The organism is Streptomyces sp. NBC_01426 (genome assembly GCF_036231985.1).
Taxonomy (GTDB): Bacteria; Actinomycetota; Actinomycetes; order Streptomycetales; family Streptomycetaceae; genus Streptomyces.
Window position 1 is genome coordinate 4,321,555 of sequence record NZ_CP109500.1, and the last position, 15,280, is coordinate 4,336,834.

General features: G+C 70.8%; 18 protein-coding genes. 8 read left to right on the forward strand and 10 right to left on the reverse strand.

Annotation, left to right across the window (positions count from 1 at the left end; all coding sequences use genetic code 11):
* The first annotated feature begins 52 nt into the window (after positions 1-52).
* A complete protein-coding gene (locus OG906_RS19185) occupies positions 53-250 on the forward strand; it encodes a DUF397 domain-containing protein (RefSeq protein WP_329444404.1) in 198 nt (65 codons plus the stop codon).
* A 102-nt stretch (positions 251-352) separates the two neighbouring features.
* Here the strand turns inward: OG906_RS19185 and OG906_RS19190 are convergent, their stop codons facing one another.
* Both OG906_RS19190 and OG906_RS19195 read right to left on the reverse strand, forming a co-directional pair.
* Positions 353-664 carry a winged helix-turn-helix domain-containing protein gene (locus OG906_RS19190; protein ID WP_267829329.1) on the reverse strand — a complete coding sequence of 104 codons (312 nt, stop codon included), beginning with the start codon at positions 662-664 and terminating at the stop codon, positions 353-355.
* Positions 661-1,056, reverse strand: coding sequence for a hypothetical protein (locus OG906_RS19195; protein ID WP_329444406.1), 396 nt, complete (start codon positions 1,054-1,056; stop codon positions 661-663). Before OG906_RS19195 ends, OG906_RS19190 begins: the two co-directional genes overlap by 4 nt.
* A 150-nt stretch (positions 1,057-1,206) precedes the next feature.
* On the opposite strand from OG906_RS19195, the gene OG906_RS19200 reads away from it, so the two are divergent.
* From OG906_RS19200 to OG906_RS19220, 5 genes are all read left to right on the forward strand, one after another.
* Positions 1,207-1,824, forward strand: a complete 618-nt coding sequence (locus OG906_RS19200) for a hypothetical protein (protein WP_329444408.1) — start codon at positions 1,207-1,209, stop codon at positions 1,822-1,824.
* Between the two features lie 13 nt (positions 1,825-1,837).
* Entirely contained in the window at positions 1,838-2,005 is a 168-nt protein-coding gene (locus OG906_RS19205) for a hypothetical protein (protein ID WP_199826512.1), read from the forward strand.
* A gap of 135 nt (positions 2,006-2,140) precedes the next feature.
* Positions 2,141-2,674 (forward strand): BlaI/MecI/CopY family transcriptional regulator, encoded by a 534-nt coding sequence (locus OG906_RS19210; RefSeq protein ID WP_329444412.1) that lies wholly within the window; start codon positions 2,141-2,143, stop codon positions 2,672-2,674.
* A gap of 10 nt (positions 2,675-2,684) precedes the next feature.
* Positions 2,685-3,215 (forward strand): amino-acid N-acetyltransferase, encoded by a 531-nt coding sequence (locus OG906_RS19215; protein WP_267801305.1) that lies wholly within the window; start codon positions 2,685-2,687, stop codon positions 3,213-3,215.
* A gap of 176 nt (positions 3,216-3,391) precedes the next feature.
* Entirely contained in the window at positions 3,392-3,727 is a 336-nt protein-coding gene (locus tag OG906_RS19220) for a histone-like nucleoid-structuring protein Lsr2 (protein ID WP_267801306.1), read from the forward strand.
* Here the strand turns inward: OG906_RS19220 and OG906_RS19225 are convergent.
* Complete coding sequence (locus OG906_RS19225; protein ID WP_329444415.1) at positions 3,709-4,311, reverse strand: SCO3374 family protein; 603 nt, start codon at positions 4,309-4,311, stop codon at positions 3,709-3,711. The two genes, OG906_RS19220 and OG906_RS19225, sit on opposite strands and share 19 nt — an antisense overlap.
* Before the next feature lie 463 nt (positions 4,312-4,774).
* On the opposite strand from OG906_RS19225, the gene OG906_RS19230 reads away from it, so the two are divergent.
* Together OG906_RS19230 and OG906_RS19235 are read left to right on the forward strand one after the other, a co-directional pair.
* Positions 4,775-7,300, forward strand: coding sequence for an ATP-dependent Clp protease ATP-binding subunit (locus OG906_RS19230; RefSeq protein WP_267801308.1), 2,526 nt, complete (start codon positions 4,775-4,777; stop codon positions 7,298-7,300).
* A 738-nt stretch (positions 7,301-8,038) separates the two neighbouring features.
* Positions 8,039-8,665 carry a M23 family metallopeptidase gene (locus tag OG906_RS19235; protein WP_267801309.1) on the forward strand — a complete coding sequence of 209 codons (627 nt, stop codon included), beginning with the start codon at positions 8,039-8,041 and terminating at the stop codon, positions 8,663-8,665.
* A gap of 63 nt (positions 8,666-8,728) precedes the next feature.
* On the opposite strand, the gene OG906_RS19240 is transcribed toward OG906_RS19235, so the two are convergent.
* From OG906_RS19240 to OG906_RS19270, 7 genes are all read right to left on the reverse strand, one after another.
* Positions 8,729-9,958: a LamG domain-containing protein gene (locus tag OG906_RS19240; protein ID WP_329444417.1), complete on the reverse strand. Its 1,230-nt coding sequence runs from the start codon at positions 9,956-9,958 to the stop codon at positions 8,729-8,731.
* 119 nt (positions 9,959-10,077) lie between these two features.
* Positions 10,078-11,391 carry a two-component system sensor histidine kinase CseC gene (gene cseC / locus OG906_RS19245; protein ID WP_267801311.1) on the reverse strand — a complete coding sequence of 438 codons (1,314 nt, stop codon included), beginning with the start codon at positions 11,389-11,391 and terminating at the stop codon, positions 10,078-10,080.
* A complete protein-coding gene (gene cseB, locus OG906_RS19250) occupies positions 11,388-12,092 on the reverse strand; it encodes a two-component system response regulator CseB (protein ID WP_267801312.1) in 705 nt (234 codons plus the stop codon). Before cseB ends, cseC begins: the two co-directional genes overlap by 4 nt.
* A gap of 13 nt (positions 12,093-12,105) precedes the next feature.
* A complete protein-coding gene (locus OG906_RS19255; protein ID WP_402307732.1) occupies positions 12,106-12,783 on the reverse strand; it encodes a hypothetical protein in 678 nt (225 codons plus the stop codon).
* A gap of 11 nt (positions 12,784-12,794) precedes the next feature.
* Positions 12,795-13,355 carry a SigE family RNA polymerase sigma factor gene (locus OG906_RS19260; protein ID WP_053678383.1) on the reverse strand — a complete coding sequence of 187 codons (561 nt, stop codon included), beginning with the start codon at positions 13,353-13,355 and terminating at the stop codon, positions 12,795-12,797.
* Between the two features lie 219 nt (positions 13,356-13,574).
* Positions 13,575-14,492, reverse strand: a complete 918-nt coding sequence (locus tag OG906_RS19265) for an A/G-specific adenine glycosylase (protein ID WP_329444421.1) — start codon at positions 14,490-14,492, stop codon at positions 13,575-13,577.
* 29 nt (positions 14,493-14,521) lie between these two features.
* Positions 14,522-15,130 carry a phosphatase PAP2 family protein gene (locus OG906_RS19270; RefSeq protein WP_267801314.1) on the reverse strand — a complete coding sequence of 203 codons (609 nt, stop codon included), beginning with the start codon at positions 15,128-15,130 and terminating at the stop codon, positions 14,522-14,524.
* Between the last annotated feature and the right edge of the window lie 150 nt (positions 15,131-15,280).

The window sequence follows — 15,280 nt, forward strand, 5'->3', positions numbered from 1 at the left end:
ACGGTCGGCCCACGACAGGCACCGTGACCCCGTTTCCGTCGGAGGAGACACCATGACCACGACCGCTCGCCCCACCTGGCAGAAGTCGTCCCACTGCGACGACGGCGTCAACTGCGTGTACGTCTCCGCCGCCCCCGGCACCCTGGTCCGGGTGGCCGACCGCTCGGACCCCGCCCACCTCGTGATGGCCACGACGCACGCCGCCTGGGCCGCGTTCCTGGACGGCGTCAAGGCGGACGGCGGGGCCTGAGGCCGCAGGCCGCGCCCCGGGCCCGCCCCGGGCCCGCCCCGGGCCCGCCCCGGGCCCGCCCCGGGCCCGCCCCGGGCCCGCCCCGGGCCCGCCCCGGGCCCGCTACGGCCCCGCGATGGCCCGCAGGGCATCCAGGTGGCGCCGGTAGACGGTCCGCCCCTCCGGGGTCAGCGAGAGCCACGTCCGCGGGCGGCGGGCCACCCGGCCCTTGGCGACGGCCACCAGGCCCGCCTCCTCCAGCGCCGCCACCTGCTTGGACAGCACCGAGTCGGACACCTCCACGAGGTCGCGCACGAAACCGAACTCGGCCTTGTCGACCGCGGCCAGCGCCGCCGTCACCGAAAGCCGCACGGGCGCGTTCAACAGCGGCGCGAGCCCGTGCCGGGGATGGGCGCCCTGCTTCTCCGTGCTCACGCGGCCCGCCTCTCGGTCATCGCGCCCACGGCGGCCGGCAGTGCGCACGCCACCGCGGCCACGACCGTGAACGCCGGGTCGTCCCGGAAGGCTCCGGTGCCCAGCACCACCGCCGCCCCGAACACCGCGCCCCAGGTACCGATGACCAGCCCGTGCTTGAGGCCGAACCCGCGCCGCACCACCCGCTGCCGCGCCGCGTACACGCTCAGCCCGCCGACGAGCAGCATGTTGGCCACCGTGAAGACGACGGCCTGACCGGCCCCGTGCCAGAGGAGGGACACCGGTACGAGGACCAACTGCCCCGCCGCGAACACCCACAGGTAGCGCGCGTACCAGCCACTGCTCAGCAGCGCCGCCGTCTCCATCCGCTTGGCCTCTGCGTACTCGCTCACGGTGTCCCCCCTCGTGGCCGGCGGCGCCCGACGGCCGCCGCTTCCTTTCCAGAGTGGCGCGTACTTTCCACATTGGCAAGTAGCGATCCCGCCGCGCCGTAATCGCCCTAATTAAGGGGATTTAGTCCGATTAGCGCGTATCTTCGGCCCATGCCCACGCCCTACGGATCCCGCGGCGGCATGGCGTTCAGTGCTGCCGAGCTGCACGTGCTCAGGCGCTCGCTCGCCCACGCCCTCCAGTCCTCCACGGCCCCGCTCGCGGCCGTCGAGGTCCAGGCCTGCCTTCGCCTCGCGGCGTCGGTGGACGACGCGGTCGCCGAGGCGGAGAGGCTCAGAGACTTCCTCCTCGCCGACCTCGCCCGCTACAGAGACGCCCTGCCCGGCAGCCTCTCCGGCTACCTGGAGCTGCTCCAGGACGCCCTGGCCGCCGGCTACGAGCCGGTGCCCGACGACCTCGCGGCCCTGCGCGCGCTGCGCGCCAACCCGCTCGCCGCCGCCGTGCTGGAGCGGGCGCAGGCGGTCGCCGAGCGCTCCGTGCGCCGCCGGCTGCGCACGGCTCCCGCCCCCCGGACCCGCCTGCTGGCCCTCGCCGGCGGACGCGAGGACGAACGGGGCGGCGAACCGAAGCCCGCGCCGACCCCGGCCCCCGGGGAGCAGCCGCGCCCCGAGCGGGAGCGGCCCATTCCGACCCCCGGGGAGGTCTTCCCGCCCCGCCGGAAGCCCGCCGCGCCGGGCCGGCCCCCGGCGGACGGCCGCGCCGCCGGGTAGCTAGGCTGGGGGCATGGACTACGTTTCCGCGCTCGTGCCCCCCATCGTGATGGCCGCGTTCTTCATCGCTCTCGTCGTGACGATCGTGAAGAGCCAGGGCGGTGCCAACAAGGCGAAGGAGGACGCGGCCGTGGACGCCGTGCTCGCCTCCGCCGAGGCCGCCCGACAGCCCGGGAAGTAACCCCGGGCGAAAGCCTCGGGGACGGGCGTACGGCCTGCGGGCCGTGCGCCCCATTTTGTTGCCCGACGCCGGTTCGTCGCGCGTTGCCGGCCGAATAGTCGGGCAATTCCGCACAACCCGCACTATCGTGCTGTTGTGCCTCGCCCCTTGGGAGAACTCGAAGACGCAGTGATGACACGGGTGTGGCAGTGGAACCGCCCGGTCACCGTTCGGGAAGTCCTGGAAGACCTCCAGCAGGAACGGTCCATCGCGTACACCACGGTCATGACCGTTATGGACAATCTCCATCAGAAGGGCTGGGTCCGACGGGAAGCCGAAGGCCGCGCCTATCGATATACCGCGGTCTCCACCCGTCCCGCCTACTCGGCCGCACTGATGAACGAGGCCTGGTCCACCAGCGACAACCCCGCGGCCGCTCTCGTGGCCTTCTTCGGCATGATGTCGGCGGAACAGCGCGAAGCGCTCCGTGACGCCGTGCGCATCGTCGGTCACGACGGTGAGGTCGCCGCCCCCGAACCCCGGGAAGTCCCGGAACCTCGGGAAGTCCCGGAAGAGCCGGAACCCGGGGAACAGCCGGAAGCCGGGGAAGGCGCGAAGCCCGGGGAAGCCCCGGAAGACCCGCGCCCCGAAGAGGAGTCCGGCGAGCGCGGGACCGAGCCGGGGCGATAGCGTCCCCCGCATGGGAGAGTTTTCCGCCGCAGAAGCAAATACCGTGACGATCCGCCGCGCACGCACCCGCGATGTTCCCGCGCTGCGACGCCTGCTCGACCAGTACGTGCAGCAACGGATCCTGCTCGACAAAGCCCCCGTCGTCCTTTACGAGGACATCCAGGAGTTCTGGGTCGCGGAACGCGTCGGTGACGGTCAGGTGGTGGGCTGTGGCGCTCTGCACGTCATGTGGGAAGACCTTGCGGAAGTGCGCACTCTCGCGGTGGATCGCGAGTTGAAGGGCGCCGGTGTCGGACATCGGGTACTGGCCAAGTTGTTGGAGACGGCCCGCCTGCTCGGCGTGAGCCGGGTTTTCTGCCTCACCTTCGAAGTGGACTTCTTCGCGAACCACGGCTTCGTCGAGATCGGCGAGACTCCGGTCGAGACCGATGTCTACATGGAGCTCCTGCGTTCCTATGACGAGGGCGTCGCCGAGTTCCTCGGTCTCGAACGAGTGAAGCCGAACACCTTGGGCAACAGTCGGATGCTTCTGCACCTCTGATCGATGGCGGATCGATCTCGGCCGCTTTTACGGGGCTCCGCCCGCCTGTGGCCTATGTCCGAATCGCGTACGTTTCCCGCCCTGTTGACGTCCTGAACCTCTCGGCGGGGGTTTGTGTTTTCCAGGCAAAAGCGGTTTCCTTTCCGCGTACTGCATTTTCGATGAAAGGAAATCCGGTGGCACAGAAGGTTCAGGTCCTTCTTGTCGACGACCTCGACGGTGGCGAGGCGGACGAGACCGTGACGTTCGCTGTGGATGGCAAGACCTACGAGATCGACCTCACCGCCGCCAACGCTGAAAAGCTCCGCGGCCTGCTCGAGCCCTACACCAAGAGTGGCCGCCGCACCGGTGGCCGTGCCGCCGCGGGACGCGCCAAGGGCCGCGCCGCCGTTTCGGCGGGCAACCCGGACACCGCGGAAATCCGTGCGTGGGCGAAGGCGCAGGGTCTGACGGTCAACGACCGCGGCCGTGTCCCCGCCGACATTCGCGAGGCCTACGAGAACCGGGGCTGACCCACGGCGCCGACGGGCCTCGCGGGGGCCGCGCGTCGCCGCAGGCGTGCCCGGTGGCACTCCGTGGCCGCCGCGGCGACCAGACGTACGAGATCGGGTCCGGTGCTCCGTCGGCCGGCCCCGGCGCCCTGTCCGGTACCGGGCAGGGACGGCAGGAACGCCTCGCACCCCTGTTCGGGGGGCCGCAGCCACACGGCGGCCCCCCGAGGACTTCCCTGTGGCCGCCCCGGCGGCACGGGGGCGGTGATCCGGCCACCCGCACCCAGGGCGGTCAGATCCAGGGCCACCGGACCCCACTCCAGCCAGTCGAGCAGCCCGTCCAGCTCCTCGGCGCTGCCCGGGGCCACCAGGAAGCGCATCCTGCGTCCCATGACGGCCACCGGACCGGTGTCGACCGGCCTGCGCAGCAGTTGGCCACCCGCGTCGGTCGGCAGCTCCAGTACGTCGAACCGCGTCCCGGTGACCAGCTGGGCGGGCGGCCCGCCCGCGAGGGTCCAGCCGAGCACCCGCCCGTACCAGGAGACGTACGCGTCCTCCTCGGACGGGGAGCGCGGCTGGGGGACGGTCTCGGCGTTGTGGGCCATGACCGGAGCAACTCCGGAAGCGCCCTGGAGTTACGCAGCGCGGCGGACACAATGCGGAACGTAAACGTCCGTGGGGCGGAGTCCCACATTCGGAGACGGAACCGTGTTCGCCCGTAGCGGAGGGAACGCGTCTCCGGCCGCATGGAGTGTCAGTCCCCACGGGTAAGACATTCCTAGTGGATCGGGGCGACACGCTGATTTGAAGGGTCTCCGACCGGCTTCCGTTCGCCATCGGCGTACACGTGTGACGGGTATCTGCCTGGCCTGCGGGAACATCGTCTCGCACCATCGGGTTGGAGCAGTTGTCGGCACTTACGGCCGGGTTTTCCCGCGGACGTGAGGGTGAGCCGCGGACGGATGTCGGCAGTTGGAATGAGCTGTCCCGCCCCGCGGGACTAGCATGCGGAAGGACAGGGCGGGGACCGACCCCGAACTGCCCGACCGCTCTGAGGAGCGATAAACGATGTTCGAGAGGTTCACCGACCGCGCGCGGCGGGTTGTCGTCCTGGCTCAGGAAGAAGCCCGGATGCTCAACCACAACTACATCGGCACCGAGCACATCCTCCTGGGCTTGATCCACGAGGGTGAGGGTGTCGCCGCTAAGGCCCTGGAGAGCCTCGGGATTTCGCTCGAGGCTGTTCGCCAGCAGGTTGAGGAGATCATCGGTCAGGGGCAGCAGGCCCCGTCCGGCCACATCCCCTTCACCCCGCGGGCGAAGAAGGTCCTGGAGCTTTCGCTCCGAGAGGCCCTCCAGCTCGGCCACAACTACATCGGCACCGAGCACATCCTGCTCGGCCTGATCCGCGAGGGCGAGGGCGTCGCCGCCCAGGTCCTCGTGAAGCTGGGCGCCGATCTCAACAGGGTCCGGCAGCAGGTCATCCAGCTGCTCTCCGGCTACTCCGGAGGCGGCAAGGAGTCGGCCACGGCAGGCGGCCCGGCCGAGGGCACCCCCTCGACCTCGCTCGTCCTCGACCAGTTCGGCCGCAACCTCACGCAGGCGGCTCGCGAATCCAAGCTCGACCCGGTCATCGGGCGCGAGAAGGAGATCGAGCGGGTCATGCAGGTGCTGTCCCGCCGGACCAAGAACAACCCGGTCCTCATCGGCGAGCCCGGCGTCGGCAAGACCGCCGTCGTCGAGGGCCTGGCCCAGGCGATCGTCAAGGGCGAGGTGCCCGAGACGCTCAAGGACAAGCACCTCTACACCCTCGACCTGGGTGCACTGGTCGCCGGTTCCCGCTACCGCGGTGACTTCGAGGAGCGCCTCAAGAAGGTGCTCAAGGAGATCCGCACCCGCGGCGACATCATCCTGTTCATCGACGAGCTCCACACCCTCGTGGGTGCGGGTGCCGCCGAGGGCGCGATCGACGCCGCCAGCATCCTGAAGCCCATGCTGGCCCGTGGTGAGCTCCAGACCATCGGTGCCACGACGCTGGACGAGTACCGCAAGCACCTCGAGAAGGACGCGGCGCTGGAGCGCCGTTTCCAGCCGATCCAGGTGGCGGAGCCTTCCCTCCCCCACACGATCGAGATCCTCAAGGGGCTGCGCGACCGCTACGAGGCCCACCACCGCGTCTCCATCACGGACGAGGCCCTCGTGCAGGCGGCCACCCTGGCCGACCGGTACATCTCGGACCGCTTCCTCCCGGACAAGGCGATCGACCTGATCGACGAGGCCGGCTCCCGGATGCGCATCCGTCGGATGACCGCGCCGCCGGACCTCCGCGAGTTCGACGAGAAGATCGCGAACGTGCGTCGCGACAAGGAGTCGGCCATCGACTCCCAGGACTTCGAGAAGGCGGCTTCCCTCCGTGATTCGGAGAAGCAGCTGCTGGCGGCGAAGGCCAAGCGCGAGAAGGAATGGAAGGCCGGCGACATGGACGTCGTCGCCGAGGTCGACGGCGAGCTCATCGCCGAAGTCCTCGCGACCGCGACCGGCATTCCGGTGTTCAAGCTGACCGAGGAGGAGTCCTCGCGACTCCTGCGCATGGAGGACGAGCTCCACCGTCGCGTCATCGGTCAGAAGGACGCCATCAAGGCCCTCTCGCAGGCGATCCGACGGACCCGTGCGGGTCTGAAGGACCCGAAGCGTCCCGGTGGCTCGTTCATCTTCGCCGGCCCGTCCGGTGTCGGTAAGACCGAGCTGTCCAAGACGCTCGCCGAATTCCTCTTCGGCGACGAGGACGCGCTGATCTCCCTCGACATGTCGGAGTTCAGCGAGAAGCACACGGTTTCCCGTCTCTTCGGTTCGCCCCCCGGCTACGTGGGCTACGAAGAGGGCGGCCAGCTGACCGAGAAGGTCCGCCGGAAGCCGTTCTCCGTCGTCCTCTTCGACGAGGTCGAGAAGGCGCACCCGGATATCTTCAATTCCCTTCTCCAGATCCTGGAGGACGGTCGTCTGACCGACTCCCAGGGCCGGGTCGTGGACTTCAAGAACACGGTCATCATCATGACGACCAACCTGGGTACGCGGGACATCTCCAAGGGCTTCAACCTGGGCTTCGCGGCCCAGGGCGACACCAAGACCGGATACGACCGGATGAAGGCGAAGGTCAACGAAGAGCTGAAGCAGCACTTCCGGCCCGAGTTCCTCAACCGTGTCGACGACACGGTCGTCTTCCACCAGCTCACGCAGGAAGACATCATCCAGATCGTCGACCTGATGATCGCCAAGGTGGACGAGCGCCTCAAGGACCGCGACATGGGCATCGAGCTCAGCGGTGACGCGAAGCAGCTCCTGGCCAAGCGCGGCTACGACCCGATCATGGGTGCGCGCCCGCTGCGCCGGACGATCCAGCGCGAGATCGAGGACATGCTGTCGGAGAAGATCCTCTTCGGCGAGCTGCGTCCCGGTCACATCGTGGTCGTGGGTGTGGAGGGTGAGGGCGAGGCCGCCAAGTTCACCTTCCGCGGCGAGGAGAAGACTCCGATCTCGGACCTTCCCCCGATCGAGGCCACGGGCTCCGGCCCGGACCTCTCCAAGGGCGCCTGAGGCCTGACCGCCGTACGAAGGGGCGGCCCCGGAACCGAACAGGTTCCGGGGCCGCCCCTTTCGCGTACCCGGGCCCTGCGGGGCGTGGCATGGACGCGGGGCGCGGGAGCGGACACCCGGGGCCCTGTGCGGCGCGGGCGGGGTTGTGGCGGGGCCGTGCGGGTACGTGCGGGCCCGGGGCGCCGCGCGGGGCCCCCGTCCCGCCCTCTCGGGCCCTCCCGTCCTACCCGGGTCCGTACCGCCCTCCCCGGGTCCGTACCGCCCTCCCGGGCCCGTACCCGGGCTGCCGGGCCCGTGTGGTCCCGCGGGTACCGGGCGGTTCGGTCGGCCGGGCTCGCGCGCGTGAGACGGTGGCGGGTTCGAGCGAGGGGCCGGGGGGTGCTTCGGGTGCTCTCGGGGCGGTTTCGGGTGAGCCGCAGGGCGTGACCTGGGTCTCGATCAGGGCGGGCGGGGCCTCCGTGGCCGGTGACAAGCCGCACAGGGCAAATCGGACCTACTAGGACCTTTCGTAGATCCAGTGTCCGTTTTGCCCCCTCCCTTGGGCCAGTAATCGCCGGGTCAACAGTCCTCTCGACCCCCCTCGCACCTACGAGTCGACGTAGTAATGAGGACGTTTGAGGAAGCCGGGGGGCTCGGGTTACCAAGGTGGAGCAAGTTCGCCCGGCACCCGCTCAGCATCCGCTCAGCGTGCGTGCCGGGTCACTTATTGCCCTTGTTCCCGGCCCCGGAGGTCCACACATGTCCGCGAAGCGCGTCAGCACCCGTCGTACCCGTATCGCCCTCGCCGCCACCGGCCTCGGTGCCGCACTGGCCCTCGGTGCCGGAACGACCGCCGCTTTCGCCGGCGAGGCGCAGACCGCTCTGAACGGCACCCCCGGCCTCGTCGCCGCCCAGGCCAAGGCCCAGGCCGCCGCGGCCAAGCCGGCCGCCGCCGCGAAGTCGGCCGGTTCCTGGAAGAAGCCGGTCTCCGGCTACACCCTGTCCGCGACCTACGGCAAGGGCGGCAACATGTGGTCGCACAAGCACTCCGGTCAGGACTTCGCCGTTCCCGTCGGCACCAAGGTCCGTGCCGCGAGCTCCGGTGTGGTCGTCAAGGCCGGCCCCAACGGTGGTGGCGACGGTCCCGCGTACGGCAACGCCGTCGTGATCAAGCACGCGAACAACAAGTACTCCCAGTACGCGCACCTCTCGCGGATCCAGGTCAAGATCGGCCAGAAGGTCTCGGCCGCCCAGCAGATCGCCCTGTCCGGCAACACCGGCAACTCCAGCGGTCCGCACCTGCACTTCGAGATCCGCACCACCCCGAACTACGGCTCGGCCATCAACCCGGTGAGCTTCCTGCGTCAGGTCGGCGTCACCGTCTGACACACCGACGACGCCGGGCGACCGGCGTCCGACCCCCCGCCGTACCGGGCGGCTCGCGAAGGCTCAGAACAGCAGCCACGACCCGGTCGGCGTGACCATCGGGTCGAGCTTGCCCGGCTTGAGGGCGTCGATCCGCTCCTGCGGAAGCGCCGCGTCGTAGACCCGCAGGCTGTCCATGGCCCCCTGCCAGGGCGACACCCACTGATCCTGGTGGCGTGAACGGGCCAGTTGCAGCGGGCCCGGGGCGGGGAAGATGTCCGCGGGAACCGGGGCCTCGCCCGTCCGCTTGCCGTTCACGTACAGGGCGATCACCTTCTTCTCCGCGTCGTAGGTGCCCGTCAGCTCCGAGAAGGTCTTCTCCATCTTCGAGCTCGTGCCCGTGACCGTCGTCGTGCTGGCGTTCGCGCCCGGCGTGCCGGTCTGCACCCGGAAGATCCAGGACGGCTTGCCGTTCACCTCGTCCAGACCCAGTTCGAACGAGAACGACTTCTCGTTGCCCTGGCTCACCGCGATCTGCTGTCCCTTGGGGGAGCGGTTCCAGAGCCGCGCCGAGACCGTGAAGCTCTTCGACGGGTCCACGACGCGCTGCTGCGACTCGGCGAACGAGTTCGCGTTGCCCTTCGTGCGGATCTCGTGCCGCTTGTCGATCGGGAAGACTGCGGCCTCGGGCCCCATCTTCAGGTTCGCCTTGCCGATCTGGTCCCGCACGGTCGTCGGGTCACCCGCGACCGTGGGCGTCAGATCGATCGGGTTCTTGACCCCGCTCTGCGAGGGCGCGGGCGAGTCCGAGGCGGACGCCGTCGGCTTGTCGTCGGCCTTCCCGTCGCCGCCACCCAGCAGCAGGAACGTTCCACCACCGGCGAGCAGCGCCAGCACGGTCACCGTGCCGACGACCACCCACACCCGCTTCCTGCGCCGCTCCGACGCCGAACGATCGGCGAGCGCGTCCCAGTCCGGCTGGTCCGACCGCTGCCGGAACGGCTCGGGCTCCGACGCCGGGCCCGGGAACGCCCCGCCCTGCTGCCACGACGCGGGGGGCGCCTCGTACGGTCCCGGCATCCCGGGATCCTCCCGGTACGGATTCGCCTGCTGCGGTCCGGGCTGCCGCGGGTAGCCGTACCCGCCGTCCTGGTCCGCTCCCGGCGGGGGGCCGAAGCCACCCGACGCGGGGGGCCCGGGCGGGAATCCGTAGCCACCGGACGCGGGCGCTCCCGGCGGGAACCCGTAGCCACCGCTCCCCGGGGCGGGCTGCTCGGGCTGCGGATTGTTCGGGGGGTTCGTACCGTCGGTCATGCCACGGATGCTAGAACATCAGCCCGGCGGAGCGAACGGCCGAGGGTCCCGATACGGTCGCGATCGCCGGTCGGCGCCGCCGCCGGCCCCTCGTGCCCCGGGTCGCGACGACACCCGACTCAGCTCTGGGGCTTGAGGATCGGGAAGCTCCCCGTCGCCGTCGGCGCGTGCTCCGGCAGCCACAGCACCGCCACCGCCCCGGCCGCCGAACCCTGCCTGTCCGCGCCGCCCGGCGCGGCCACGTTACGGAACGTCAGCCGGGCGCCCAGCACCCGCGCCTGACCCTCCGCGATGGTCAGGCCCAGCCCGTGGCCCACCCCGGCCCGGTCCGTGGACCCGGTCCGGAAGCGGCTCGGCCCCTCGCGCAACAGGGCCTCGGGGAAGCCCGGTCCGTGGTCGCGGACCCGTACGACGCGGCCCTCGACGTCGACCTGGATCGGCGACCGCCCGTACCGCGCGGCGTTCGCCAGCAGGTTGCCCAGGATCCGTTCCAGCCGGCGCGGGTCGGTGCTCACGATCTCGTCCGCGACGACGCGTACGGACGCGTCCGGCATCAGCGACGCCACCCGGCGGCTGACGAACTCCCCGAGCGCCACGTCCTGCAACTCGGCCCGCTCCGAGGCGCTGTCCAGCCGGGCCACCTCCAACACGTCCTCGACCAGCGCGCGCATCGCCTGCGCCCGGTCGCGCACCAGCTCGGTCGGCCGTCCCGGGGGCAGCAGTTCCGCCGCCGTGAGCAGGCCCGTCACCGGGGTCCTCAGCTCGTGCGCGATGTCCGCCGTCACCCGCCGCTCGGCCTCCAGCCGCTGCTGGAGCGCGTCCGCCATGGCGTCCACGGCCCGCGCCAGGTCATCCGTCTCGTCGCGTACGACTCCGCCCACCGCGTCGCGCACCCGGACCTCGGGATCGCCGTGCGCCACCCGCTGCGCGGCGGTGGCCGCCTTGCGCAGCCGGCGCGAGATCTGCCCGCCGATGAGCACCCCGAGCGCCGAACCGCCCACCACCACGGCGAGGGAGCCGACGATCAGGGCCCGGTCCAGGTCGCGCACCATGTTGGCGCTCTCCTTGAACGGCAGGTGCAGGGAGAGCACCTGTCCGTTGCCGAGCGGTACGGCCGCCCACACCTCGGGGACGCGCCGGGTGTTCTCCTGAATGAAGGTGCCGCGTCGTCCGGACTGGACCTTCTGCCTCAGTTCGATCGGCAACTCGGGGTCGTTGAGCTTGGCGCCCATCATCGGCTTGCGACCGGCGTCCACGCTGCGGGCGAGGAACTGGACCCGCTCCAGCTGGGATTCGCGAGCGCTCTCCAGCATCGACACGCGGGCAGCACTGTGCACCACCAGACTCAACGCCACCGCCGTCAGCGCGCCGACGGCGGCGATGGCGAGGGTGATCTTCCAGCGGATCCCGGTACGGAGTGTGAACCGCCTCATGCCTTCAGCTTGTATCCGAAGCCTCGGACCGTCTCGATCCGGTCCTGTCCGATCTTGGTGCGCAGCCGTTGGACGTGGACGTCCACGACCCGGGTGTCGCCGCCCCAGTCGTAGTCCCAGACCCGTTCCAGCAGCCGGTCGCGCGACAGCACGGTGCCGGGCGCCGAGGAGAACTCCAGCAGCAGCCGCATCTCGGTCGGCGTCAGACCCACCGGGGCACCCGCCTTGCGCACCTCCATGCCCTCGGTGTCGACCTCCAGGTCGCCGAAGGCCAGCACCCCGCGCTCGTCGGCGTCGTCGTCGTCCGACGCGCCGCCGTTCGGGCCGCCCGCGTGGCCGAAACGGCGCAGCACGGCGCGGATCCGGGCGACGAGGACCGACCCGTCGAAGGGCTTGGTGACGTAGTCGTCGGCACCCGCCTCCAGGCCCAGTACGACGTCGATGGAGTCGGCACGCGCCGACAGCATGATCACCGGCACGGTGGACTCGTCACGGATGCGCCGGCACAGGCTGACGCCGTCCATCCCGGGCACCATGACGTCGAGCAGCGCGATGTCGGGGCGGTCGGCCCGGAAGGACTCCAGGCCCGACAGTCCGTCGGGCATGGCGGTCACCACGAACCCGTCGCGCTCCAGCGCCAGGGTCGTGGCCTCGCGGATGACGTCGTCGTCCTCCACGAACAGCACATGGGTCTCGGCCATCCGGAGCCTCGCTTCAGTTCTTCGCTGAGATGGCCGGGGCGGGCTGGCCGCCGCCGTCGACCACGTTGCTGTAGTCCGTGTGGACACGGTCCTGCTCGGTGAACCTCTCGCCGCTCCAGCGGTAGGTGATCACGTCCTCACCGGACGGGTACGAGAGCGTGTCGCTCTTGCCGTACACCGGCTTGGTGACCACCAGGTCCCCCCGGTCGATCTCCGCGTAGACGGGCGGTTGTTCGTCCGAGAAGACATTCTCGTACTTGCCGTTGTCCGCCCGGTACACGTACGAGCCGCGCCCCAGGGCGTCGGCGCAGGAGAGCACGTTGACGACGATGTCCACGGCGGGGCTGCCGGTGACCTTCCCGTAGCTCACGTCGACCGGGTACTCCCGGCCCGTGCAGGGCTTCAGGTCACGCTTGATCTCCGGGCTGACCTTCGGGTCCGCCTTCAACAGCGCGACCGGGTCCACCTTGGTCGGCTTGCCCGAGGGGGTGTCCGAGGTCGCCGGTGCGTGGTCCCCGCCGGAGGGGGCCGGGCCGACCGGGGCACCGGTCTTCGCCACGGATTCGGTGCGGGCCGGACCGCCGTCGCGCAGGCCCGTGCCACCGGTGGCACAACCGACGGCGAACAGCGCTGTGCCGGCGAGGACGACCGTCCCCGCCGACACCAACACCAGCGACTTTCTGCCGCTCAAGCCTGGGCCGTTCAGGCCGCGCACCGCTCCCGCCCCTCGTACCGGATGGTGTGGTCACCGCGTTCCAGCGCGCGCATGTCGAGGTCCCGGCTCTCCAGCTCCTGCCGGAGTCGGGCCAATGCGCGGTGCAGGGTGCTCTTCACGGTTCCCGCCGACATGCCGAGCGCCGCGGCCGTTTCCTCGGTGCTCATCTGCTCCCAGTGTCGCAGCACCACGACGCTCCGCTGCTTGGGCGCCAGAACCTTGAGGATGTCCATGAGGAGGGCGCGGTCGGCGCGCTGGTCGGAGCCGTCCTCGACGGAGGCGTCCGGGAGCTGCTCGGTGGGCACCTCGTCGAGCTTGCGGGCCCGCCACCACTCGGTCCGCGTGTTGATCATGACGCGGCGGAGGTAGGCGTCGGCCAGGGACTTGTCGGCGATGCCGTCCCAGCGGCCGTAGGTGCGGACGAGGGCCGTCTGGAGGAGGTCCTGGGCGTCCGTGGGGTCCGGGACCAGGCGCCGGGCACTGCGCAGCAGCGCGTCCTGCCGGGTGCGTACGTACTCCTCGAATTCGAGTACCTCGCCGTGCGCCATCTCAGACCGCCTCCGTTCCGTCCCAACCCGCCACCGCTGTCTTACGGATTCGAAGGTACGGAGGCGTTGTCACGGCACTGTGCGGGTCAGCCTTCGGTGGACGCACGGACACCCGTAGATTGTGTAACAGCGTCTTTGAGCTGCGGTTTCCCGGCGCCAAGCGGAATCTTCGAGTCAGCTTCGAGCCGGGCCCCCCGCGCAGTGGATCAACGGATCGGATCAGGTGCGGGCCGGCCCCTGCGGAAGTCGGTACATCCCCTGGGGGAGCGGCTCGACCAGACCGTCGGACACCAGACCGTCCAGCGCGCGGGCCCGCTGCACCGGCTCGTCCCAGACCGTGTCCAGCACCGCCTGCGGAACCGCGCCGACCGCCTCCCGCAGGACGGCGAGCAACTTGCCCCGCACCTGACGGTCGGTACCGGCGTACGTCTGCCCGCGGCGCGGCGGCCCGTCGTGTGCCGGCTTCCCCGCGAGGCGCCACGCGCACAGCCCGGCGACCGGGCAGCGCGCGCAGTCCGGACTCTTGGCCGTGCACACCAGCGCGCCCAGCTCCATCGAGGCCGCCGCCCAGCGGGCCGCCGTCTCCTCGTCCGGCGGCAGCAGGGCCCGCGCGAGGCGCCGCTCGGCGGCCGTGGTCGCGTTCGGCGGGTACTCGACCCCGCCGGCGGCGCGGGCGAAGACCCGACGGACGTTGGTGTCCAGCACCGCGTGGCGCTGCCCGTACGCGAAGGAGGCCACCGCGGCGGCCGTGTACTCGCCGATCCCGGGCAGGGCGAGCAGCTGCGCGTGATCCCGCGGCACGTCGCCCCCGTGGCGTTCCGTTATCGCGACGGCCGCCCCGTGCAGGCGCAGGGCCCGGCGGGGGTAGCCGAGGCGGCCCCAGGCGCGCACGGCCTCGCCGGGCGCCTCGGCGGCCAGGTCGGCGGGTCGCGGCCAGCGGGCGAGCCACTGCTCGTACACCGGCAGGACCCGGTTGACGGGGGTCTGCTGGAGCATGAACTCGCTGACCATCACGCCCCAGGGGCCGGCCTCGGGGCGGCGCCAGGGCAGGTCGCGGGCATGCTCGTCGAACCACGCGATCACGGGGGAGTGCAGTGCGTGGGAGACGTCGGGGGAAGGAGTGGTGGATGCAGTCATGGCAGACGGCATCCTGGCACGTTTCGTCCCTACCGCGCGGGGCCCGGACCGGTGAACCACAGCACGGGCCGGATGCCACTGGCCCGCATGGTGGCGGTGATCCTACTGATCGCACCGGCGAGGGCGAGCACGAACAGGGCGGCCAGCGATCCGCCGAGCAGCAGGCCCAGCGCCACGTCGTGCGGGAAGTGCACGCCGACGAACACCCGGGAGAAGGCCATCAACAGGGCGAGCGGCACGGTCAACAGCGCCAGCCGGCCGACGGCCAGGGCCAGCGCGACGGCGGCGGCGCCCGCGATGGAGGAGTGGTTGCTGGGGAAGGACCAGTCGCCGTACTCCGGGCACGGGATCAGCGACGCGGCCGCCCCGGCCACCGTCCGACAGGGCCGGTCCTCGTCGACGGTCGACTTCACCAGCTCGGAGGCGACGTACGCGACCGCGGTGGCGAGCGGCGCGAGGACCGCGAGCGCCATCGCGCGGGGGGCGGCCTGCCCGCGGGCACGCCACCAGACGGCTATGAAGAGCAGACCGAACGCGAACAGTCCGTACTCCGTCCAGGCCTCGGACGCCGACCGCACCCAGGGGGGCGTGGTGTGGGCGAAGTCGGTGATGTCTCTGTAGAGGTCGGAGCTGTCCATGATCACAGACCGTACTCAATGAGATGTCGCGGTCGTGTCAGCACCCTGGCCGGTTCCGATCGGTTCGGACTGGTCCCGCAGGATGATCATCGGCAAATCAAGCCCGCCGCCCGGCATGTGGGGCACTGATCGCGGCGCGAACTCTCGTAA

Bases quoted from the DNA above. Each gene is read 5' to 3' on its own strand.
- cseC (WP_267801311.1), bottom strand. From the start codon at position 11,391: ATGAGGCGGTTCACACTCCGTACCGGGATCCGCTGGAAGATCACCCTC.
- OG906_RS19205 (WP_199826512.1), top strand. From the start codon at position 1,838: ATGGACTACGTTTCCGCGCTCGTGCCCCCCATCGTGATGGCCGCGTTC.
- OG906_RS19235 (WP_267801309.1), top strand. From the start codon at position 8,039: ATGTCCGCGAAGCGCGTCAGCACCCGTCGTACCCGTATCGCCCTCGCC.
- OG906_RS19270 (WP_267801314.1), bottom strand. From the start codon at position 15,130: ATGGACAGCTCCGACCTCTACAGAGACATCACCGACTTCGCCCACACC.
- OG906_RS19225 (WP_329444415.1), bottom strand. From the start codon at position 4,311: ATGGCCCACAACGCCGAGACCGTCCCCCAGCCGCGCTCCCCGTCCGAG.
- OG906_RS19260 (WP_053678383.1), bottom strand. From the start codon at position 13,355: ATGGCGCACGGCGAGGTACTCGAATTCGAGGAGTACGTACGCACCCGG.
- OG906_RS19185 (WP_329444404.1), top strand. From the start codon at position 53: ATGACCACGACCGCTCGCCCCACCTGGCAGAAGTCGTCCCACTGCGAC.
- OG906_RS19200 (WP_329444408.1), top strand. From the start codon at position 1,207: ATGCCCACGCCCTACGGATCCCGCGGCGGCATGGCGTTCAGTGCTGCC.
- OG906_RS19240 (WP_329444417.1), bottom strand. From the start codon at position 9,958: ATGACCGACGGTACGAACCCCCCGAACAATCCGCAGCCCGAGCAGCCC.
- OG906_RS19230 (WP_267801308.1), top strand. From the start codon at position 4,775: ATGTTCGAGAGGTTCACCGACCGCGCGCGGCGGGTTGTCGTCCTGGCT.
- OG906_RS19215 (WP_267801305.1), top strand. From the start codon at position 2,685: ATGGGAGAGTTTTCCGCCGCAGAAGCAAATACCGTGACGATCCGCCGC.
- cseB (WP_267801312.1), bottom strand. From the start codon at position 12,092: ATGGCCGAGACCCATGTGCTGTTCGTGGAGGACGACGACGTCATCCGC.
- OG906_RS19265 (WP_329444421.1), bottom strand. From the start codon at position 14,492: ATGACTGCATCCACCACTCCTTCCCCCGACGTCTCCCACGCACTGCAC.